The following is a 20,282-nucleotide window of genomic DNA, read 5'->3' as shown; positions in this document are numbered from 1 at the left end:
AGTCAAGGTCCTTATTATCGATAATCGAATTTACATTCACCATCTATGGTTAGAAAAGCAAACCCGGCCCTTTTGAAGCCCATGAACCTCACGCCCGAGCTTGAGGCGGTCGTCGGCAAGGGCCCGATGTCGCGCGGCGAAGTCGTCAAGCAGATCTGGGTCTATATCAAGGACAAGAACCTCCAGAACCCGGCCAATAAGCGGAACATCTTCGCGGACGACCTTCTCCTCCCGATCTTCGGGGGAAAGAAGGAAGTGACCATGTTCGAGATGACCAAGCTCGTCTCGGCGCACCTTTCCTAGTTTTAAGCCGCTAGAATCACAAAAGGTCCGCCGTTTGGCGGACCTTTTGTGATCAAAGCTTTTGGGTAGAGATATAGAAAAGAGCGCCCACGGGAAATCGTGGGCGCCTTCTTGAGCTGAAGACAACCTTAGCTAGGCGCGTGCGCCTTCGAGCCAATAGAACTGACAGGGATCGGATGATTTTGCAGGCCAGCGAATGCCGATCCCATACCGCTTCCACCACTTCTCGGCGATGGGAGTGATATATTCCTCCCAACGACGGATGACCCCATCGACCCTCTGACGCTCTCCGGCATCCAGTTCATAGAGTACCCATCTTGTGAACCGGTGATTGTTATACCGTAACCACCTTGCCCGCAATTTTTCTATGAAACTTCTGTATTGCCCACACAGAGCATCAATGTCAGCTTGTGCGAAAGAATCTGTAGGCTTGATGCGGTTCATTGAATCCTCCTACTTACCTGCCGCAACAGTATCAGATTAGCTTCAAAAAACAAAAATTCGTGTGGTCTTTTGCCTATTGTGGACACGAGGAGTACGTTTATTCGGCGCAGCTGAGCTAAGCCCAGGATTGTGGTAATAAAAACAAAGCGGGGGCCGAGACCCCCGCTGAAGTTTGATGAAGGCAGCTTCGAATTACCCGAAGAACCTCCAGGTGGCCCCTGAAAGCACCGCAAGCGTCGTGCAGGCGATCGTAGCCAACACTGGATGCCGTCGCGGCCAGGTTATGAACTTCACGAGCCTGGTCGGCGGAGGCGGGCATGCGAGCTGCCCGGAGAAGAATGCTGCGTTTCCCATATCTTTATCGCTCCAGCCGACGGGTACATAGATGTCGCCGATGACGATCGCCGGGGAATCACGCCAGGTGCTCGTATGGCGCGTGTCGGTGACTTCCGTCGCGACGGTACGCTTGAGGATCTGTTCCCGAACGATGACACCGGACACGATGCGGAGATGCCGCAAAATGATCGGCGGCACCTGTTCGAGAAAGCCCACAACCCGGGGAGGCATCCGATCGGGATATTGCTCGACCGTATGCACCCTCATGCCAACAATGTCGTGATCATGCCGCTCGATGTCATGGTCGATCCGAGTCAGTTTCCCCAACGACCGCTGATAGAGGGTGCGCTGACCGAACGGCAAGGTCTCGTCGACTTCGATTGCCTTGGGCGGCTTGTAGTTGTCCTCAAGCACCGTTTCGGTCCTGAAAGGACGGAAGTAGTGATATCGGGCCGCGTCGTCGCTCGCGACCATCAAGAGGCCGACGAATTCGCGGGCGACCAGCGCGTCGAGCCAGAAACTCACGAGAGCGAATAGCTTCGGCACCGCCGCTTCAGCCTGACCTTTCAGATGCTGGAGCAGCTCCCGCGCTGGAAGAGCCGCGACTTCGGCCCTGAAGTCGAAGAACGCTTCCCGCGCAAGCACAGGCATGGAGCCGGAGATGAATCCCCATTCCTGATCCGACCTGCCGTAGGTATTGCCCGGAAGGATCGAGTACTTCACCGCCGCTTTGACCATTTTCTCGAAGCCGCTGCGATACTCATTGAGCAGCTCGATGTCATGGGCGTAGGCGGCATAGATGCGGTCGCGGTTCGCGGCTTCACCGAGCTTCATGAGCTCAAGGCTCGAATTGATCTCATCGAGCATCGGCTGGAAGCCATTCGAAACGGATTGTTCGTACATAGCGTTTGTCGTGAGTTCAGCAAGACCGTAGTTGCGGCCTCCGGCAGTCACCGAAAGCAGGTCGCCCGATGTCAGGGCGCCCCGTTCAATGGTTCTCGATTTCATCGCTTATTATCCCTTTATAGTGTCAAGGCATCCGCAAGGATGCGCGGACTCGAATGAATCCAGGATAAACGTACGACAGATGGTAGACCTTGTAAAGCGATGCCTAATTTTGTGGACCCGAGGGGGATCGAACCCCTTACCTCCGCAATGCCATCGCGGCGCTCTACCAAGTGAGCTACGGGCCCTTGTGTGGGTGAAATCTTATCGTCTTTCCTTAAACGTCTCAAGAGTAAAATGCGCCTTTACGTTTGCGGTAAATAAAGAAAAGGGCCCGGAGACTTCTCCGGGCCCTTCGGTAAGTTGATCTGATGCTTATCTCGGTATGAGCGAGATATCCACCGGCTTCGCGCGTGTCCTGACCAGTGCCTCGGTCTTTATCACTTGTTCTTCGAGCATATCCTTGGGCATTTCAAGGCACAGCAGACCTTCCTGCCGCACAAACGCGAGCCACCCCTCCGAGTTTCCCGTGCCGGTCAAAACGCCAAGCGGGTTCGCTATGACGTAGTCGGTCAGAAGCGCCACCTCCAAGTCGTCGATGAGCGCCGTGCGGAGCACAGTCCCGTCATATTTATGGCGGTACCGAAGCATGAGCAGGAAGCGGTGGGTATTGCTTTTCGCGCCCGAATCGGACTCACTGACCCAGACGACGACCTCGCCGCCCCGCTCGAGAACGGAGCTGATGCCAGCGAGTACTGAGTCGTATGCCGAACGGAGCAGCCGCGGAGCGGTAAACCAGACGGATTGCCCGTCAGGCAACTGCTTCATCCATGCGGAAAGGCCTTCGGCGTCAAGTCTCGACATCGCGGCGATCTGCGCCTGCCCGGGCGTAAGACCGTACTTCTCCTCGGCGAGAATCTTGATGAAATCCCGGAACGGAATTCCATACACGGTAACGAGCGCCCGGATGAGTTCCGGTTTCGGATCGGTTATCTTCCCGCCTTCAAGCAGAGCCACCCGGCTCTGAGTGAAGGTTTTTCCGGTCAAAGCAGTTAGCCTCGACGCCGCCTGCGTCTGGTTCATGCGCGGTTTTTGATTCTCGCGCGCGCGGGTTAGCAGCTCGCCAAACCGTACGAGTTCCTGTTTTGGCATTGGAATGTCCTCCTCAATAGCCTGGCCTTATTATATCACCCTCAATTTAAAAGTAAAGACACGCAGTCTGTTATCGCCCTTCCTTTAGTGCCTCAAGATCGGCAAGGACGCGCCGGACGTCGATCGTAAGCTGTTCGAGGGTCACGACTTCCGGTGCGGGAGCCTTTTCTTCGGTAAAGTCTTCGACGTCTTCCTGGATTTCGCCGATGTCTCCTTGTATTTCGTCCACATCCTTCTGGACTTCATCCATATCCTCCTGGATTTCGTCGATGTCTTCCTGGATATCCTCGACGTCCTCGCTCACCTCCGCAAGCTCCTCCGATTGCCGGTTTACCGTCATCTGGATGAAAATGGAAAGATAGATCGCCTCGAGCGAGACGACGGTCGTAAGGACGAGGAGGACGGTGTTCCAGGATGCGATGCCGGAAAGGCCGATGAGGAATGCACAGAGGAAAGCGAGTGTGTGGAGCGTAAAGGAAAGCGTCGAGCCGATCCAGGTCGTGACGTGCTCGAATATCTCGGGTTCTTTTCTTGGCTTCGGACTCATATGACCGAGTATGGCAGAAAGAAAAAGAGGGCGCCAGGGAAAATGAACAGCGCCGGAAAGGCTCCGGCGCTGCGTACTAGATTGTGAGGAAGCGGTCAGCCCACTTCTTCCAGCTGCGGTTCGATGCTGCTCCGCAGCGGCCACACATTGGTGTTCCAATCCACGATCTCGAGGAAGGCTTTGGCGCCCGCGACGTTCAGATAGGCCAAGCTCTTCGCGAGATACAGGATGGGCTGCCTGATCAGAGCTTTCGCCAGCACGATTGATGCGACCGAAACGGCGGCGAAAGGAACGGCTTGGTTCATTCCGCCCACGACTCCGACGATGATCGCCAGGACGATGAACAGCAGCGGCGAGAGCCGCTCGTTGTTGCGGGTCGACGGCGCATATTCGATGTTGCCGATGAACCGCAGCGCCGTCTTCACGATATAGGAAGCCATCACCCCGGCCGCCACGAACTCGGCGAGAACGAAGGTGTTGAACTGTAAGGGCCCAGCGCACATCAGCGCGTGGTGATCGCCGACACAGACCGAGGCCGGAGCTAGGATGGTGAAATCCGCTCCGAAATGGCCCTTCTCGACGAGAAAGTAGCCGACGGCACTGGCGAGCGGGACCCAGGTGTATAGGCCAGAAAGTAGGATGGAGAAAGGGCTCGCGAAGCGAATCCCCCCACGACCTTCCTTGGTCCGGTAGAACAGATTGCTGGTAAGCATTTCCGTAGGCCCTCCTAGAGCCGAGCTGGGTGAGATGTACAAACGGACTCAATGCGTCCGTTGTGGTGACTTTATATCGAAACTATAAAGTTTGTCAACTTCCTCGAGTAGCTGCGCATGAGGGCAGTATGCTGACTGGCCTTAGTTGAAAGTGGGCGATACAAGACTCGAACTTGTGACCTTCCGCGTGTGAGGCGGACGCTCTAACCAACTGAGCTAATCGCCCTCGATTGCCCGCTCACGATATCAAAGGGAGCTCGAAAAGGCTATGATGAATGCCTATGAACCTGCCATGGAAGAAAATCATCGGGGTAGCGCTGATCGTCATCGGCCTTCTCGCGCTCGTAACCCCGTTCACGCCCGGCTCCTGGCTCGTGTTCGTCGGCGCCGAGATGGTCGGCGCGCGCCTTCTTCTCCAAGGGAAAGCCCTCGCATACTATGAGCGCCTCTATGGCCTCTTCAGGAAGCGGGAAGAAGACTCCAAATAGCCGGTTCCTCGTGCTATATTCTTCCGAACGGGCCCTTAGCTCAGCTGGTAGAGCGCGTCATTCGCATTGACGAGGTCAGGGATTCGAATTCCCTAGGGTCCACAGGTCGTGTGTCGTGTCGGGCCGTAGTATACCGGTAGTACGTGCGCTTCGGGTGCGTAAAGACCGGGTTCGATTCCCGGCGGCCCGACAGGACACAGGACCAGCGAACGAAACGGGCCGTAGTATACCGGTAGTACGCGTCCATGGGGTGGATGTAGACCGGGTTCGATTCCCGGCGGCCCGATGGGGGCAAACTGTTCGAGCAAAACGGCCGCCCGTGCGGCCGTTTTGCGCTACAATATCTTCGTGAAGCTCATCCCCTATGCAGCGCGGCCGAAGAAGGGCCGCTGGATACCGTACGTCTCGCCGATCTTAGTGGTTCTCGCGGCCGGAGCCGTTCTTGCCGGAGGAATCGTGCTGTCCCTGCCTTCCATCCTCGAAGTTTCCATACGGCAGCAAGAGGCGCACTCGCCTTCGATACCCGAGCAGTTTCCCGTTACGGTCAATCCCCGAAGCAAGAGCATCGTCGAAAACGCGCAGGTGAATGCCTTGTTCGAAAACCCCGATTCCCCGCTCCGGGCCGAAGCCGCTGCGGGAGGCGCGGCGGATATCTTCGAACACCTTTTCCAGGCGGTTGCTATCGCGATTTCCGATACCCCTTGGTATCAGAGCATCGCCGCCGCGGATACCCGCTTCGTCACCATTACGCCCGGGCTCCGCAAGGAGCAGGTGGCTGCAAGTTTCGGGAAGGCGCTCGGATGGACCGCAGCCGGGCGGAGCGAATTCATGACCGCGCGAAAATATTCGAATCTCCCGCTCCCCGAAGGATCCTTCGCGCCGGGCATCTATCTCGTCGACGCCGCAGCCACCCCGTCCATGGCCCAGGCGCTCGTCAACGAGAAATTCAACAAGGATATCGTCTCCCGCTACGGCACAACGACCGCCGAGATCGTCCCGCTTGACCAGGCGCTCACAATCGCCTCGCTCATCGAGCGCGAGACCGGCGGGCTCGACGATATGCGCCTTATCTCGGGCATCATCTGGAACCGCCTCTTTACCGGCATGAACCTCCAGATCGACGCCACGCTCCAGTATGCGAAGGCAAAAACCGCGAATAGCTGGTGGCCGACGGTCGTGCCGAAGGATAAATACATAAAATCACCGTACAACACGTATGCGAATCGGGGCCTTCCTCCGACGCCGATCGCGAGCCCTTCGGTCGCGGCGGTGCTTGCGGCGCTCAATCCCGTGAATACGCCGTGCCTCTTTTATTTCCACGACAAGTACGGGGACTTCCACTGCAGCGCCACCTATGCCGAGCACGTGGCGCTTTTGAAGAAGTATTACGGGCAGGGGAAATAAGTGGAGCTCGAACGCGATAGGCCGTGCGGGGAATATCCCGCACGGCCCTGCTTTTCTACCGGCTCATGCCTGATGCGGCACGAAACCAAAGCGGAAACGTCGCCCACGCCAATCCCAGGGCGCCCGAAAGGACCGAGAGGACTCCCCACAGATCGCGTCCGCCAAACAAGTTCACGTGCGCGAAGAGCGTTGAGAGAGCAAATACCGCCAAGCACGGCAGGACGCTGTATAGATAGAATTCGCGTCTCGCCTTCTTTGCTTGAGCATGTTCAGCCTCCGAAGTTTCTTGACGAGTCATGTGCGCCTCCTTGGCACAATACGCTGCTGCCTATGGCAATACTACCGCATATTCTTCCTCGGAGAAAGACCGCCTATGAAGGCTCCTGATCCCTATGCTTCTCGAGATACTCGTTCAATAAATCGATATCCCTGAAATCCAGCTCGCGCCCCATAGCCGTCTTAAATTTTATAAGCTCCTTAGGGCTCATAAAGGGAACGCCGTCGATTATCATCGCCGAAGCTATGGCTTCCTCCGTAGTGGTCGTGTATTCATCCCAGGAAGTCTTCGGACTTATCTCGATGCCTTCCCGCACGAGAAAGATCTTGCCGTATTTCTCTTCCTCTCCCCATTCCCCGCTCGCGCGCAACCGGTCATACAGGTTGGGCAGGACGGCAACATCGATATCCTGCGCTTTGCGGATACCGAGAGCTTCCAAGAGGCCGCTCCCGATAACGACGTATTGTCCGAACGGCAAGTTAAGTTCTTTAACTTTTTCAACAATTGTCATATTGGAGTTGGTTGAGTGATATTCTATCAGAAATGGGAAAGGGCTGGCATTCGGACGATTGCTCGTCTTCGTGCCAGCCCTGGACGGTTTATTGTGGTGAATCACATCACCGCGAAATCCTTCTTTCTCATCGTCCAATTGAGGTATTTAGGGAGGATGTATTTGTCGTAAAAATTCATATCAAGATTCAATTACATATCAGGATGCTGCTGCTTAACTCGAGCTTTTATCTCTTTGGTTACTTTTTCTACTTTATCCTCAAGTTCTTTATCAATACGATCAATGCTTTCAATATTCCGTGCATATTTTCTAAAGGCGTCTAGATCCTTAAAATATTTAAAACTCGAGCCAGGAGCTGAATGGCAGTGGCCAATCAAGTCAGGAGACGCGATGCAAGATTCGACTTACAGAGCTTGGTATACCCTATGACCGGTCCTTCATAGACACGTACACAGGAGGTGGCGACTTCATGCGCCGTCCAAGCATGCGAGAGTTATTGGCGTATGTTCGTGCAAACCGCGATAAGAAGTTCGTTGTTGTCTTCGACGACCTCAAACGCTTTGCACGCGACCTGAAGTTTCATATGGCGCTGATGGAAGCGTTCACTGAGTGCGACATTATTCCGCTCTGCCTTAACTTCAACTTCGAGGACTCCCCTTCGGGAAGATTCGTTGAGCGTGTACTCGCAGCGCAGGCTGAACTCGACCGTGAGCAGAACGCGGAACAGGTAATCAACAAGATGGAAGCTCGGCTGCTCGCAGGCTACTGGCCATTCAGTAAGAAGCGCGGGTATGACATGGTGTTCATTCTTGGCCGTGGAAAGGTTGCGCAGCCGAATAAGCTTGGCTACGAGGTAATCAAGCCTGCTCTTGAAGGATTCGCGAGCGGCAATTTGCCAAGAAAGATTGATGTCGCCAACTTTATGGTGGAGCGAGGTATGTGGGCTGGTAAGGAGCCTGTTCGATGCTTAGACCATGTTTCAGGAATGCTTGAAGACCCTTTCTTTGCAGGATTCATTGAATACCTCCCCTGGGGCGTGTCTCGAAGAGACGGACAGCACACAGGTCTTATTAAACCTGACACCTTCCTTCGCATTCAGGCACGGCTTGGAAAGGACGAAGCAAAGGCCAAGCCTCGCAAAGACACCTCAGACCAATTCCCACTGCGTGGCCTCATTACCTGCGCCCTATGTGATGGCCATCTTTCAGCAGCTCCATCAACGAGCCGCAGCAAGAAGAAGTACGAATACTACTTCTGCCAGAACAGGAAGTGTGAGCTCTACTTCAAGACCCTTCGGAAGAAGGATGTCGAGGATGATTTCAAGAAGGTGCTCGCACGCAACCGACTCAAGCCTGCCGTTACTGGTGTTGCTTCTAGCGTGTTCGATAAAATATGGGCACAGGAGTCAAGAATATTTGAATGGCAGGATTACCTTCAGGAGCAGCGAAAGGAGGAGTTGAAGAAGAAGCTCAAGGAGCTGTCAGAGATGGCGCGTAAGGCCAATTCTGAGGCTGTAGTGCGCACGTATGAAGCTCAGATAGAAGACAGCGCACGCGAGCTTGAGAAAATGGAGGGCACGACCCTCATCAGCAAGGACTTAGGAATACCTTATAGAACCGCCCTTGATAAGAGTATGGGAATGCTAAAAAGCCCCGTATCTACTTGGGATTTGTTCGATGTGCATGGTCAGCACCGGCTCTTTTTCTTCCTCTTTGAGCGCAAATTGGAGTATGCCAAAAATGAGGGTTATAGAACCGGAAATAAGCTAAGTAAAACCAGGCTGTTTGAGGAGTTAGCTACCACCAACTCCGACGATGTGGACTACATCCGCGCGAACTGGAACCAAGTCCTTGAAGGATTGCAGGAGTGGCAAGCCATTCTCCAGCCCCAGCACGCTGCGATATAGCCTCATTATAGCCCCTATGGACACATCAACACCACAAAACGATACCAAGCCCATCTTCTCCTTCTACGAGGGCTTTGACGGCAAATACCAGAGGGTCGGTGAGCTTCGGGAGCTTCTCCCGTCCTTCCGCGCCTTCTACCTGGCCGAGCGCCGCAAGGAACCAGACCGCAGCGCCATCCGTATCATCAACGATTTCAACAAGTCCATCGCCCCGTTTACCTTCTTTCCCTGGGAGAAGCAATATCGCCTGTGGCGCAAGAAGTGGGACGCGGAGCTGCTCGCCGAGCAGGGCTACAAGCAGGAGCAGCGGGAGCTGCGGCAAATCATCAAGGTGCGGGATGAGCAAAATGCCGCCATCGTGCCGGATGCGCAGACGCTAGAGATGGGCGCGAGCACCCTTGCAGGCGAGCTGCTCAACGATGCGATGGATATTCTCAAGCGCGACCAGGACGATGAAAGCAGCTACGACGATGACATCATCGTGAAGCGCCGCAACTACGTGCTAAACGTGTTCAACTATGTGATGCGCGCTGCGCACAGCAAGGAGTCTCTGAATATCAAATCAAACGCCGACAAGCGCGAGACGGCAACTTTTATGATGAACATTCTCAATCGGGCGATGGCCGGAAAAATGAGCGAGAAAGATATGACGATGCTGCGCGCGTCGGTTAGTACCAGCACACCTGCGCAGACTCACCAATCTGTTGAGTAAGATAGTCGGTCGCTTCGGGAATGCTGCCGATGCCGTCAATCAGTCCGTTGTCCACGGCGTCGGTGCCAACATACGTTCGGCCATCTGCAAGCGCTGCTACCTTGCTGCGGTCGAGCTTCCGGTTTGCTGCAACTTCGTCCACGAAAACCTCATGGTCTTTCTTGATAGATGCGAGTATGTCCGCCTTGCCTGCTGCCGTGAGCGGAAAGTCGGGGTCGCCCTCGTTCTTATACGGCGCAGAGACGATTGCCACGGGCGTGAGACCGTCCTTTGCGTTCGCAACGGTATTGTCGAGGTATGAGGCGGTGATGCCGATACTACCCACATCCGACACCTTCGAGGCAAATATCCTGCCTGCGCCGGTAGCCGCCCAGTATGCGGCAGAAGCTCCCAGGTCGCGGATAACCGCCGCAGAGGGCTTGCCGAGCGCCTTGAAGCCGTTGGCTATCTCCTCACCGGCTACGACGCTCCCGCCGCCGGAATCAACCGAAAGCAGCACCGCCTTTATTTGCGGGTTCTCCTTCGCCAGCTTGAGACCATCGAGAATATCGGCCGATGAGACGGAATCGGTCTCACTGATACTATCTTGCGGCAGGTATGTTGCTATCTCTCCGTTGAGGTTGAACGCGAGCACGTTGCAGTCTGCCGGTATCTCGGTGCTGCTTGCGGTGTCGCTGCTGCTAGACCATGAAGGGTCTCCGTAATACGCCCACATGATGACAGCGTATGTTGCCACGATAGCGACGACGATGAGTATTACTGCTGTTCGTTTTTTCATCATATTTTTATCCTTCATAGGCTGGTAAAATCGGTGGCATCATCGGAGCAGGTTCTTCCTGTGAGGTGTTTTCTAATGCGAGCTTTGCTTGTTCAAGTTTATCGGTGCTGTCTCCGAGGCACGACAAAAGGACTTTCTCGTCTGCTGTCTCAAATTGTTCAGCAGTAGAGATGCCTGCTTTGAGAAGGTTGAGATAATCACCACGAGTAAGTATTCTGCCGATGCGAGAGCCGAGTTCAACACCAGCGGCCGGTACGCCAATCTCAAGCCGTATCAACAGTCGTGATACTCGATTGCTCAAATCAAAACCAGGATTCAGCAGTTCGGCAATGCGAGCAATCGTAGGCAGCACATCACACGTTCGTGCAGCAACACCACGAATTGCACCAGCGGCACCATCTAGCCCACCGCCAAACTGTGTCATAGTTGTCTCTACTTCATTCAGCGGCCGGTCAGTTATCCAAAGTAGACTTGCTACTGCTTTTTTAGCGCGCAATGTTTGTTGCGTTGTATCCGAGGTGTTGCGCCCAAGTTCCTGTGTTATTTGAGTAGGGACATTTTGATTTCGTATTTCAGTAGCCCATGCCTGCGGTTCTTTTTGCGTGCTTTTCTTATTCATCGGGAATAATACCTGGTCAAGCTCCGCGGTTGCTTGCGAGAGCGTAATGAGTGCAGGGTCGTTGATGTCTGTGGTCGGCAGACCGCTTAAAGCGTTCACAGCTCGAATGACTGACTCCACCTCAACGCCAGAAACACCCGCCAGCTTTCCGAGTTCTGTGAGGTGGTATACATCATCCTTATCCTTCTCAACCAATCCGTGCGCATTCAAGTCAGCGAGAGCTTGCAGAAGCTGTTGCTCATCCCATTTCCAGCTAGCGTTTATTGCTTTCTGCTGGAACACGCCAAAGCTCTCCTCCAAGAACTCAACTATCTGCTGTGCTGGCAAACCCGCACGACCAGCAGCTATCAAAACTCTCACAATCAATGTGCGCGGGTCTGTATGGTCTGCCAAAAAGCGGGAGTTCAGGTCTTCTGGGGATGCAAGAACGTAGCTATTCCAAATGTGGTGTTCATCGCTACCATTCATTGCGACAACGTAGGAAGTGCCACGCTGCGAGAAGCCAAGTCGTCCAGCACGACCGATGATGTTTTTGTACTCTGCAACTGAATACGGATGGTCTCCTGGATGTGTGAGACCGGCAATGATAACCGCCTCCGCAGGGGTGTTCACTCCCATTGCAAGAGTCGTGGTCGCGGCTATCACTTTGAGCGCTGTAGGTCTGGCTCTAAATTGTTCCTCTACAACAAGACGCTCCTCGGTATCCAAATCCGATATATGAAAAGCGATACCGCCTCCAAGTGCCTCTCGCAACTTGTTGGATGAGATGGACGGGTCGCTATTCGGCAATGTATCGAGGGCAACTTGTGCGGCCGGCAATCCAAGAGAGCTTGCGAGGTAGAGGGCGCAGCCGCGCGCTTCACCCCGTGTCTCACGGAATACAATCACGCTTTTACCTTCACCGACCAATTTTCGCACTAGAGGGATAATCAAGTCTTGGCTCGAACCTTTGCGTGATTCAGGGATAATATAAGACGTATCGGTCTTCTCCGTTCCAGTGTCAGACTCGATATAGCGGAAGCTGCCGTCGGCTTTGATAATTCCTTCATCAAGTGGCACGGGACGCTCTGTTCTGCGCAGCAGTCGGCCGCCAAGCCATCGCTCCAGTCCGTTGGTATCACCAATTACGGCAGAAAGAGCAATGAGCTGCGGTTCAGCTCCTTCTCTACGTCGCATCCTCAATAGTGTAAGGATAAACTCAAGATTCACTCCACGTGATTCATCGGCAATCATCTGCACCTCATCAACTACAATGGTTCCGATTTGCTCAAGGATATGCGGGTAGCCTAGAACGAGCGCAGAAAACTTCTCATACGTCATCAAGCAAATATCATACTGGCCACGCATCAAAGGGAGCATGTCATCGCTTGTACTCTCGCCAGTTGCTTTGATGGTTTTCAGACCAAACGCACCGTATGTGCTATTGAAATGGCGCAGCTTGTCATTTACAAGCGCCTTCAAAGGAAATAAGAAAAGTGCTCTCCGACGTTTCAGTGCGCCACTGATGGCAGCAAGTTCACCAACCATTGTCTTACCAGAGGATGTTGGTGCGGAAACAACCAAGTGCTCACTATCAAGTAGCCCGAAGTCGTTGATAGCGTCTATCTGCAACTGGTTGAGCGATGGTATCGCACCCGCCCATGCTTTTAGTATGGTCTCGGGGAATCCATAGGGTTCAAGCGATTGAATATCTGCACTAACTTTTGCTTTTGTTCTCTCTGGAAACGCGGCGGCGTATAGCGTGCCAGGAGTAAATACAGGAAACGTCAACGAGCCGTCCATCGTGCCGCGGAGAGTTGGATGTTGCTCTTTACCAATCTTTTTTGCGTCATCTACCACTCTTTCCGTTACGTATTCAAGTAAGCGGTACGCAGTAATCTTACCTGCCTTTTTCACTTCTTCGGTACCCTGCATTGCTGTCAGCAGATGATATGTGAGAAAGCCGTGGCCGAGCTTTTGGTTCTCCCAAGCAGGTTCTGTGGCAAGCGATGCGGTCAAAATCAACCGTCCATCTCCAGAAAGTTGTTTGAGCAAATCATCGGCTGAAGTTATATCACGTGAGACAACATCAACCTGGAGAGCTTTCGCACCCATGCCGCCAGAAAAGCAGCAATCCAAGATAAACAGCAACTTTTTTGCTGGTATTTTTGCAACCCACTCGCTTACAACTGAAAGCGGGATGCACATGCCTGGCAAATTACTTCTGTCCGCATCATGGACAACTAACTCGTGCGTAGTAGTACCGTGTCCAGAGAAGGTTATGACTACCACGTCATCCTCTTTGCATTTAGCCAGTTCTGCAAACTCCGCTTCAATGGTAGGGCGCGTGGCTTGTTCATCTGTAAGTAGTTTCGTGCTGCCGCCAAGTGTGTCAGTAAAGAGCGCATGAAGTGCTACTGCATCACGCTTTGCACAACTCAACCAGTTGATACTTGGAGAGGCATATCTGTCTATCCCGATAAAGAGTCCATAGAAGTTCATAGTTGTTCAGCAAATTGCCCGTAGTTCTCGACCTCCTTGTAGTTCACCTCGATGACTTCAAAGTGCTTCTTCGCGGAAGCAATTTTTTGTCCCTCGCTCTCGCGCAGGTTGGAGATGTCGCCCTTCGTCTCAATCACGAAATACACGCGCTCCTTCTCCTCGTTGCCCTGGAGGTCTCGCTTGGCCGTTACGATTGCCCAGTCGGGATTGTAGCCGCCGATAGGCGTGTTCACCTTGAACCAGTTGGGCATCTTGATAAAGAGCTTCACGCGCTCGTCGGCATCGAGGGCGACGGCAAAGTTCTTCTCCACGTCGGAGTCATACACGATGGCGTCGTAGATGGAGTTGTTCACCTTGTGCGTCGCGTCCTTGTAGCTCGGGATGTCCTCGAACTGCTTGAGGTCATACTGCTCCGGCAGTACCTCATAGCGAATCTGGGAAACGTAATCCTTCACCAGCTCGGCCTTGATGATGCGCGTTGCCTCGAAGCAGAAGCGTTCGGGATTCTTGAGGAAGGAGTCGGTATTGTCCGCTTTCGCCAAAATCTCCGCGACCGTGTGGCGCGTCAGCTTGGTCTCGTTTTTGATGAGTTCGATAGGGTCAATGGTGCGTTTGGTCTGGCTCAAATCCTCGGCACGGGTGCCTACGATGTTTGCGGTGATGCCTTCGGCCGCGATGTTCACGCCCGCGCGCTCGACGCGCATCTTGGGCTTTGCGAGATGGAGCTTCGCAATCTGCTTTGCGGACGCTTCGATGACGCGCTCGCTATCAACCTGCACGACATAGCGGGTCTTCTTCGAGATGCGTTCCCAGATACCAGCAAAGTCCGTGTCCTTATCAAAATCTTTCTTGAGCTTCACCGTGGTCTTTCGCTTGGCATTGTTCGGCAACGGCGCAGACTTGTAGATACCGTCCTCCTCGTATTCGCCCTGGAGCGATGAGACGTATTCCGTATAGCTCTCGTTTGCAATCACGGAGAGCAGGTTGACGCTGCGCAAGAAAATACGCTCTCCGTCCTGATTGACGCAGAGGCGCATACCTCGGCCAATCTCCTGGCGCTTGCGGATGACTGAAACGGTCTCGCGCAGGGTGCAGATATTGAAAATGTTTGGGTTGTCCCATCCTTCCTTGAGTGCGGAGTGCGAGAAGATGAACTCCGTCGGCTCATCGAAGGAAAGCAGGCGCTCCTTGTCCTTCATAATCAGCTCGTATGCTTCCTGGTTCTCGGCGATGCTGGACTCTCGCTCCAAATACTCCTCGCCGCGCTTGGCGAAATATCCCTTGTGGACGGTATCCACGTCCATGCCGTCAGCGCCATAGTCTTTCTTGAGGCGATTGAACTCGGCTATGAACGCAGAGCGGATAAACCCGTCTGATTGAACGTAGTTGTCTACCTTGTCTATGAAAAAGAGGGAGAGCACCTTGATGCCCATATCGCGGAGCTGGTTGCGTTTCTCGAAGTGGCGGCGGATGGTCTGCTCAATCTGCTCGCGCATCACTTGCTCGTTGTTGTTTGCTACGCCTTCACCCTGGCGAATCTCCACGTTGTTGCGAAAGCGAATCCTACCAATCTGCCCGAGGTCTGGCGCATCGGCGTCAAGCTCGTCCACGATATAGCCGGCGTATACGTCGTTGCCGGTCTTCTGCGCGAGGTCGTCGTTCTGTTTGACGGTGAGCTTCTTGCGCTTCAATGCGCCGTCGGCATCTTTCACGATGGCCTCTAACTTTGCCTTGAGCGCCTTGCCGGATTCAACGGAGATGAGGTTGAGCGACGGGCGCGAGATGCCGGTGTCGTCATCCGTAACGGAATACACCTCAATCTTCTTTACGAGGCCGAGCTGATACGCATCGAACGGCGTGAGCTGGTACATGAGGTTGTACGGATTGCGATGCGTCGCGGAGTATCGCAGGCGTGCAAGCGCGTTGAAGTTCTTGAGCGCCTCCTTCGTCGCTTCACCTTCCATATTCTGCGGCTCGTCGAGGATGAGGACGGGGTTGCTGCGCTGGATGTAGCTGATAGGCTGCTCGCCCTGCATCTGGTCGCGGGCGGCATAGAGCACGTTCGCGTCCTTGTTGAACGCACCTACCGTCATCACCATAATCTCCAGGTTGCTGGATTCCGCAAAGCGCTTCACCTGCGAGATGTTCTTGGACTGGTACTCGTAGAAGCGGTACGGCACGTTGTCGTACAGCTCGGCGAAGTGGTCTTTGGTGATTTGGAGCGTCTTGATGACGCCCTCGCGGATGGCGACGGACGGCACGAGAACGATAAACTTCTTCCATCCGTATTGCTTGTTGAGTTCAAAGACGGTACGAAGGTACACATACGTCTTACCCGTACCCGTCTCCATCTCGATAGAAAAGTCGTACTCCTCAACCGTGCCGCCATTGCCGATTTTGTTTTGCTCTTGAATCTTCCAGACGTTGGCAAACACCTCCTCGTCGGAAAGCGTCAGCTCGTTCGGATAGATGCCGTATGTAGTTTGGAGCGGCAATGAGCCGGAAACGGAAAGTGCGGGCACATTTACTACCACACTTTGACGCTTCGGCTGACCTTCAAAGACGCCAACGATGGCGTTGACTGCGTTTATTTGAAAATCTTGGTTTGCGTCAAACTTGAACTTCATAGTTATATCGTTTTCAGCTCCACGTGGAGGCCGAGGTTTGCTTTCTGGCTGTCAGAGAGCGCATTATCGAAGCAGATAAAGGTCGCTCCTTTAGCCCACTCCGTGATGTTCTTTACGGTCGTGTCATCAATCGAACGGTCGAGGCAGATAGAAAACTGCCGGTCGCCGTCGGTGATGGTGTAGACCTTGTTGTTTCCTGGCACGCCTTCCTGAATCTTGGAGTTGAGCGAGAATCCTTCCTTGACGATGTTTTCGTAGATGACGCTCGTCTCGTCTAGGTCGTCAATAAGCTTGGCGCGCTTTGCGTGCTTCAAGTAGTCCTCGAAGGCGGCTTTGTTCTCGTCTTCTGTTTTATCTGGGTCGAACTCAAAAGCGTTCTCGGGGTAGTTTGATGCTGCGAGCTTGAAGATTTTGAAGCCATCAGTATTTTCTAGCTTCTTTGCGGCGCGGCGTATACGTTCTTTAGTAAGGTCGGCAATAGTTTTGTATCCGGCTTTGAACGCTTCGCTATCGCTCTCGGTCTTCTCCGGTAGTTGAACAGCAATCCACTTTCGATTGCCTCCATCTTCCGCATTTTGTGCCATTACAGCATGAGCCGTGGTACCAGAGCCAGCGAAAAAGTCGAGAATAATATCGCCGTCATTCTTACTAAAGAACGTGGCTCCCAAAATGAGTTCGCGCAGCAAAGATACCGGCTTTGGAAAGTCAAAGAGTTTGCCCATTTCCAATTCCTGCAAATCATCGTTTCCCCTCGCAGAAAGATGTTTGAGGATGCTGTAGAACTTGGAGCCATCTTCTTCAATTAGGCGAAGTCGACCAACAATATGGCCGCCATTTTTCTTTATCAGTTGATACTCTCCGCTCTGCAAACCAGCGTCAATTTCCGCTTTCTTGTTAGCCCCCTTCACTTCCTCAATGTCTTCGTATAGGAGAGTGCCGTACTTACCGAACTCTCGGCGGAGCCAGTCTTCTTCTATCCAGTATTCCTTGCCGTCTTTCTCAATAATTTTGCCTCTAATATCTTTCGGGCGACGGAGTGGTTCAAAGTCTGTAATAGACTTTGCGTATGCAAGCAGATAATCATGTCCTTTCACATACTGATGTGCTAAACCACCCCCTTCTGCACGTACGACGATAAACTCACCAATAAAGTTTTCTTCGCCAAACACTTCATTTAGCAATATGCGGAGATGATGCACCTCGTTATCATCAATGCTGATGAAGATAACGCCGTCGTCGCGCAAAAGATTCCACGCGAGCTTGAGACGCGGATACATCATTGAGAGCCAATCGCTGTGGAAGCGGCCGTTGGTTTCCTTGTTTGTCGTGAGATGCTCGCCGTTGCCGTTCTTCTGGCCGGTCTGATGGAGGTAGTTATCAAGCGGTGCGGTAAAGTTGTCCTTGTACACGAAGTCGCCGCCGGTGTTGTACGGCGGGTCTATATAAATCATCTTCACCTTCTCAAAGTACGCCTTTTGCAAAAGCTTCAAGACTTCGAGGTTGTCGCCCTCGATAAAAAGATTCTGGCTCTCGTCGAACATCACACTCTCGTCGGGAGCGGGGTTGAGCGTGGCCTTGCTCGGTATCAAAACATTCTTGATGGCGTTGCCCTTGCCCGCCCAGGTAAAGCCGAACTTCTCGATATGAGCATCCACCGCGTCGCCAAGAACCGTGCGGAGCTTCTCCCAGTCAATTTTGTTTTCGCTGAACGCTTCGGGAAGGATACGCCGCAACTCAAACAGCTTCTCCTCGGAGAGATTTGCGGAGGCGAGATTTACTTTTGTTGGCTGGTTCTTCATAAAATTATTTCTTGGTGTTTGAGCTTTCTTCGAGGAACTTTTCAAAATCTTTTTTCTCGATACGCCAGCCGCCGATTTTGATTGCCCGTATCTTTCCTTTTTGGACATAGCGATACACCGTTCGCTCGGTGATGTCGAAGTGCCGCTCCTCCAATTTTTTGGCGACTTCTTGAATCGTCAGGTAGTTTTTGTCCTTTGAAGCCATATTGAAGCGGCGGTCTAATAATAATCCCTCACGCCGATGGTCATAGTATATCAAACTATGACAAAATTGACTAAACTGTCATATTGACATGGTCGCTCTCCACAAGCATTGTTGAAAAACGCTTGCGTCTCATTGTCTACAGCACTAAACTGTACCCAGTCAGCACGTTGCATATCAACGTCAACTAATACGGCAAGGGCAAATTTTTTAGCCGCAGAGCACATCGAGACTTCTCGATAGCCAGGCACCAACTCCGCCCCGCATAGGAACTAGTAAGACACTGTTTACACAGTGGTTTTCTGATTCTTCTGCGGGTCTTTTCTTTTGAACAGCTCCACAAATTAGAAACTGCTCACAACGCGCCGACGCCAACCCTTATGTTGAGCATCGCGCAATGCAAAAAAGTTCTAGGCAACGAAGCAAACCTCCTCTCCGATGAGGCTGTTGAGGCTGTCCGTGATGAACTCTACATCGCTGCAAATCTCGCATTTGATAGTTGGCAAAAGAAAGGTCTCGTATCTGCAAAGGACAAGGCAATGCCATCACCCTTTGTGAGTACGCTGCCCGCGCCAGCCGAAATGCAGGCGTAGCTCTCTACAAGCTCAAAGCACGAGGTCGTCGGCGAGTCCTCGATAAAAAACCGGCCGAATAATCGGATTGGTGTGCAGATACCAGTCCCCGCTCCGCCTGACGACTCTGCGACGGGGGACTTCACCTGCACATCAAACGATAACTGGCCGTCTAGCCTTGTCAGACAAACGTTCGGGAAAGTGTCGCCGTGATGAGGCGATGCTGAAGGTGAAAGCCCGACTGATTGAAGGTTTGGACGGATGCTATGAGTTCATTACTAGGTTTCAGATTCCGGCATCTTCGGGGAGATGAAGGATATAAGAGTCGTAATAACTAATCTATGTCGACAAAGGTACAAAAAATAGATTTCACGAAGCAAATAGAGGATGCAATGCACCAGCACTATCAGCAGCAGATGAGTAATGCGATGAAGCGTGGCTGGCAAGCACGTAAAAAGCGCATTACACGGCAAGTTCGTATGTCAGTATCAAACGCACAAAAGTTGAAGCTGCGAGCAGCAGAAGAAGAAATGGCAATGTCAGAGCTGCTTGATGAAATTGTCGAGGGCTACCTGAATCCCAAGAAGGAAGTTTCGACAAAATAACTTCCACATGGTGAGGGTGTCCCCGCCCACAGTGCGAGGGACAAACCGACAACTACCACCACCGGATTTTTGTTTTCACAGAATCCGGCGGGCATGGAGTAGATGACACCCCTGCGAGTTCATTCTTTATGACACTTGCATACCCATGCACCACTTGCAGAGGTCATTGAGAGGAAGTGAGGTGCCATACCCGTGGAAAGAAACAGAGCAGCAACATGGAAAGCCTAGAACGAAAAAGACCCCTCACGGGGCAATGGCACTAAATAGATATTAGCAGCCGTTCAAATGATGCAAATAGCAGCATCCGACTACAAGTAAATCATACCAAGTGCGTGTTGCAGGTCAAGTGGATAACAAACACGTACAAACGAATCATCGTATCGAAGTAAATATCTACTAAATGTTATGAGCGAAGAAATCCAAAGTAAAACGATAAATGTATCTGAAGTCGCTGCCGATTTGAACGTATCGCGCGCAACGGTACTTCGATGGATTGAAGCCGGAAAAATCCCAGGCTTCTTTCGCATTGGAAATAAATGGCTCATTCGACGTGAGGAGTACGAAGCATTTATCAGCAATAGCAAAAATATTTTATGAGCAACGAAAATCACATTGGAAAACGGACGCAAAAGCTAGCGGAAAATACGGCCGATGCCGGTATCCCTACAAGGTCGAAGATAACCTGGCGAGAAGTTTGGAACACGGGCAAAGCACTGTTCATCATCGGAGCGATTGTCTTCCTCTGGCTGCATCTCGATGAGCTTCTATCGGGATTCGACCAAGAATGGCTTGCGGCGCTCATCATTGCTCTCGTAGGACTCACCGGCTTGTACCTCGATAGCAAGCTACCCAAGAAATGAC

Annotated in this window: 21 protein-coding genes and 5 tRNA genes; 12 read left to right on the top strand and 14 right to left on the bottom strand. The window is 52.7% G+C overall.

Annotation, left to right across the window (positions count from 1 at the left end):
• The first annotated feature begins 45 nt into the window (after positions 1-45).
• The gene (locus WDN10_00385) at positions 46-303 is read left to right on the top strand and encodes an SWIB/MDM2 domain-containing protein (GenBank protein MEJ0053171.1); all 258 of its coding nucleotides are present in this window, start codon (positions 46-48) and stop codon (positions 301-303) included.
• A 132-nt stretch (positions 304-435) separates the two neighbouring features.
• On the opposite strand, the gene WDN10_00380 is transcribed toward WDN10_00385, so the two are convergent.
• The 7 genes from WDN10_00380 to WDN10_00350 form a co-directional block, all read right to left on the bottom strand.
• Complete coding sequence (locus WDN10_00380) at positions 436-747, bottom strand: hypothetical protein (GenBank protein ID MEJ0053170.1); 312 nt, start codon at positions 745-747, stop codon at positions 436-438.
• Between the two features lie 192 nt (positions 748-939).
• Positions 940-2,091, bottom strand: a complete 1,152-nt coding sequence (locus WDN10_00375) for a hypothetical protein (protein MEJ0053169.1) — start codon at positions 2,089-2,091, stop codon at positions 940-942.
• Between the two features lie 112 nt (positions 2,092-2,203).
• Positions 2,204-2,276, bottom strand: a tRNA-Ala gene (locus WDN10_00370).
• 127 nt (positions 2,277-2,403) lie between these two features.
• Positions 2,404-3,180, bottom strand: a complete 777-nt coding sequence (locus tag WDN10_00365) for a hypothetical protein (GenBank protein MEJ0053168.1) — start codon at positions 3,178-3,180, stop codon at positions 2,404-2,406.
• Between the two features lie 70 nt (positions 3,181-3,250).
• Entirely contained in the window at positions 3,251-3,727 is a 477-nt protein-coding gene (locus WDN10_00360) for a hypothetical protein (GenBank protein MEJ0053167.1), read from the bottom strand.
• A 95-nt stretch (positions 3,728-3,822) separates the two neighbouring features.
• Positions 3,823-4,440 carry a hypothetical protein gene (locus WDN10_00355; protein ID MEJ0053166.1) on the bottom strand — a complete coding sequence of 206 codons (618 nt, stop codon included), beginning with the start codon at positions 4,438-4,440 and terminating at the stop codon, positions 3,823-3,825.
• Positions 4,441-4,592: 152 nt separating this feature from the next.
• A tRNA-Val gene (locus WDN10_00350) sits at positions 4,593-4,666 on the bottom strand.
• Positions 4,667-4,721: 55 nt separating this feature from the next.
• On the opposite strand from WDN10_00350, the gene WDN10_00345 reads away from it, so the two are divergent.
• From WDN10_00345 to mltG, 5 genes are all read left to right on the top strand, one after another.
• Positions 4,722-4,928 carry a hypothetical protein gene (locus WDN10_00345; protein MEJ0053165.1) on the top strand — a complete coding sequence of 69 codons (207 nt, stop codon included), beginning with the start codon at positions 4,722-4,724 and terminating at the stop codon, positions 4,926-4,928.
• Between the two features lie 29 nt (positions 4,929-4,957).
• Positions 4,958-5,030 (top strand) — tRNA-Ala (locus WDN10_00340).
• 17 nt (positions 5,031-5,047) lie between these two features.
• Positions 5,048-5,118, top strand: a tRNA-Pro gene (locus tag WDN10_00335).
• Between the two features lie 25 nt (positions 5,119-5,143).
• Positions 5,144-5,214 (top strand) — tRNA-Pro (locus WDN10_00330).
• Positions 5,215-5,276: 62 nt separating this feature from the next.
• Entirely contained in the window at positions 5,277-6,332 is a 1,056-nt protein-coding gene (mltG, locus tag WDN10_00325) for an endolytic transglycosylase MltG (protein MEJ0053164.1), read from the top strand.
• 55 nt (positions 6,333-6,387) lie between these two features.
• Here the strand turns inward: mltG and WDN10_00320 are convergent, their stop codons facing one another.
• Positions 6,388-6,630 carry a hypothetical protein gene (locus WDN10_00320; protein ID MEJ0053163.1) on the bottom strand — a complete coding sequence of 81 codons (243 nt, stop codon included), beginning with the start codon at positions 6,628-6,630 and terminating at the stop codon, positions 6,388-6,390.
• Between the two features lie 73 nt (positions 6,631-6,703).
• Positions 6,704-7,120: a hypothetical protein gene (locus tag WDN10_00315; GenBank protein MEJ0053162.1), complete on the bottom strand. Its 417-nt coding sequence runs from the start codon at positions 7,118-7,120 to the stop codon at positions 6,704-6,706.
• Positions 7,121-7,475: 355 nt separating this feature from the next.
• On the opposite strand from WDN10_00315, the gene WDN10_00310 reads away from it, so the two are divergent.
• Positions 7,476-9,026 (top strand): recombinase family protein, encoded by a 1,551-nt coding sequence (locus tag WDN10_00310; protein MEJ0053161.1) that lies wholly within the window; start codon positions 7,476-7,478, stop codon positions 9,024-9,026.
• A gap of 16 nt (positions 9,027-9,042) precedes the next feature.
• Positions 9,043-9,738, top strand: a complete 696-nt coding sequence (locus WDN10_00305) for a hypothetical protein (protein ID MEJ0053160.1) — start codon at positions 9,043-9,045, stop codon at positions 9,736-9,738.
• Here WDN10_00305 and WDN10_00300 read toward each other — a convergent pair.
• Genes WDN10_00300 through WDN10_00280 form a run of 5 tightly spaced genes read right to left on the bottom strand, consistent with a single transcriptional unit; the run spans position 9,695 to position 18,247 of the window.
• Positions 9,695-10,519 carry a S49 family peptidase gene (locus WDN10_00300; GenBank protein MEJ0053159.1) on the bottom strand — a complete coding sequence of 275 codons (825 nt, stop codon included), beginning with the start codon at positions 10,517-10,519 and terminating at the stop codon, positions 9,695-9,697. The two genes, WDN10_00305 and WDN10_00300, sit on opposite strands and share 44 nt — an antisense overlap.
• Before the next feature lie 4 nt (positions 10,520-10,523).
• Positions 10,524-13,616 (bottom strand): DEAD/DEAH box helicase, encoded by a 3,093-nt coding sequence (locus WDN10_00295; protein MEJ0053158.1) that lies wholly within the window; start codon positions 13,614-13,616, stop codon positions 10,524-10,526.
• A complete protein-coding gene (locus WDN10_00290) occupies positions 13,613-16,243 on the bottom strand; it encodes a DEAD/DEAH box helicase family protein (protein MEJ0053157.1) in 2,631 nt (876 codons plus the stop codon). The genes WDN10_00295 and WDN10_00290 overlap by 4 nt, the downstream gene beginning before the upstream one ends.
• Positions 16,244-16,245: 2 nt before the next feature.
• Entirely contained in the window at positions 16,246-18,042 is a 1,797-nt protein-coding gene (locus WDN10_00285) for a site-specific DNA-methyltransferase (GenBank protein ID MEJ0053156.1), read from the bottom strand.
• A 4-nt stretch (positions 18,043-18,046) separates the two neighbouring features.
• On the bottom strand, positions 18,047-18,247 hold the full coding sequence (locus tag WDN10_00280) for a helix-turn-helix domain-containing protein (protein ID MEJ0053155.1): 201 nt from the start codon (positions 18,245-18,247) through the stop codon (positions 18,047-18,049).
• Between the two features lie 377 nt (positions 18,248-18,624).
• Here WDN10_00280 and WDN10_00275 point away from each other — a divergent pair, with 377 nt between their 5' ends.
• From WDN10_00275 to WDN10_00260, 4 genes are all read left to right on the top strand, one after another.
• The gene (locus WDN10_00275; protein ID MEJ0053154.1) at positions 18,625-18,837 is read left to right on the top strand and encodes a hypothetical protein; all 213 of its coding nucleotides are present in this window, start codon (positions 18,625-18,627) and stop codon (positions 18,835-18,837) included.
• Positions 18,838-19,157: 320 nt separating this feature from the next.
• Positions 19,158-19,421 (top strand): hypothetical protein, encoded by a 264-nt coding sequence (locus WDN10_00270; GenBank protein ID MEJ0053153.1) that lies wholly within the window; start codon positions 19,158-19,160, stop codon positions 19,419-19,421.
• Between the two features lie 405 nt (positions 19,422-19,826).
• Positions 19,827-20,018 (top strand): helix-turn-helix domain-containing protein, encoded by a 192-nt coding sequence (locus tag WDN10_00265; GenBank protein MEJ0053152.1) that lies wholly within the window; start codon positions 19,827-19,829, stop codon positions 20,016-20,018.
• Positions 20,015-20,281: a hypothetical protein gene (locus WDN10_00260; GenBank protein MEJ0053151.1), complete on the top strand. Its 267-nt coding sequence runs from the start codon at positions 20,015-20,017 to the stop codon at positions 20,279-20,281. The genes WDN10_00265 and WDN10_00260 overlap by 4 nt, the downstream gene beginning before the upstream one ends.
• Position 20,282 lies beyond the last annotated feature (1 nt).

This window comes from bacterium (assembly GCA_037200965.1).
In the GTDB taxonomy this organism is placed as follows: Bacteria; Patescibacteriota; Minisyncoccia; order Phycocordibacterales; family Phycocordibacteraceae; genus C7867-001.
This window is presented reverse-complemented; position numbering and strand designations above follow the sequence as displayed.

Excerpts from the sequence above, each read along its gene's own strand:
- WDN10_00385 (MEJ0053171.1), top strand. The coding sequence starts at position 46 with ATGGTTAGAAAAGCAAACCCGGCCCTTTTGAAGCCCATGAACCTCACG.
- WDN10_00380 (MEJ0053170.1), bottom strand. The coding sequence starts at position 747 with ATGAACCGCATCAAGCCTACAGATTCTTTCGCACAAGCTGACATTGAT.
- WDN10_00375 (MEJ0053169.1), bottom strand. The coding sequence starts at position 2,091 with ATGAAATCGAGAACCATTGAACGGGGCGCCCTGACATCGGGCGACCTG.
- WDN10_00365 (MEJ0053168.1), bottom strand. The coding sequence starts at position 3,180 with ATGCCAAAACAGGAACTCGTACGGTTTGGCGAGCTGCTAACCCGCGCG.
- WDN10_00360 (MEJ0053167.1), bottom strand. The coding sequence starts at position 3,727 with ATGAGTCCGAAGCCAAGAAAAGAACCCGAGATATTCGAGCACGTCACG.
- WDN10_00355 (MEJ0053166.1), bottom strand. The coding sequence starts at position 4,440 with ATGCTTACCAGCAATCTGTTCTACCGGACCAAGGAAGGTCGTGGGGGG.
- WDN10_00345 (MEJ0053165.1), top strand. The coding sequence starts at position 4,722 with ATGAACCTGCCATGGAAGAAAATCATCGGGGTAGCGCTGATCGTCATC.
- WDN10_00320 (MEJ0053163.1), bottom strand. The coding sequence starts at position 6,630 with ATGACTCGTCAAGAAACTTCGGAGGCTGAACATGCTCAAGCAAAGAAG.
- WDN10_00315 (MEJ0053162.1), bottom strand. The coding sequence starts at position 7,120 with ATGACAATTGTTGAAAAAGTTAAAGAACTTAACTTGCCGTTCGGACAA.
- WDN10_00305 (MEJ0053160.1), top strand. The coding sequence starts at position 9,043 with ATGGACACATCAACACCACAAAACGATACCAAGCCCATCTTCTCCTTC.
- WDN10_00300 (MEJ0053159.1), bottom strand. The coding sequence starts at position 10,519 with ATGATGAAAAAACGAACAGCAGTAATACTCATCGTCGTCGCTATCGTG.
- WDN10_00295 (MEJ0053158.1), bottom strand. The coding sequence starts at position 13,616 with ATGAACTTCTATGGACTCTTTATCGGGATAGACAGATATGCCTCTCCA.
- WDN10_00290 (MEJ0053157.1), bottom strand. The coding sequence starts at position 16,243 with ATGAAGTTCAAGTTTGACGCAAACCAAGATTTTCAAATAAACGCAGTC.
- WDN10_00285 (MEJ0053156.1), bottom strand. The coding sequence starts at position 18,042 with ATGAAGAACCAGCCAACAAAAGTAAATCTCGCCTCCGCAAATCTCTCC.
- WDN10_00280 (MEJ0053155.1), bottom strand. The coding sequence starts at position 18,247 with ATGGCTTCAAAGGACAAAAACTACCTGACGATTCAAGAAGTCGCCAAA.
- WDN10_00275 (MEJ0053154.1), top strand. The coding sequence starts at position 18,625 with ATGTTGAGCATCGCGCAATGCAAAAAAGTTCTAGGCAACGAAGCAAAC.
- WDN10_00270 (MEJ0053153.1), top strand. The coding sequence starts at position 19,158 with ATGTCGACAAAGGTACAAAAAATAGATTTCACGAAGCAAATAGAGGAT.
- WDN10_00265 (MEJ0053152.1), top strand. The coding sequence starts at position 19,827 with ATGAGCGAAGAAATCCAAAGTAAAACGATAAATGTATCTGAAGTCGCT.
- WDN10_00260 (MEJ0053151.1), top strand. The coding sequence starts at position 20,015 with ATGAGCAACGAAAATCACATTGGAAAACGGACGCAAAAGCTAGCGGAA.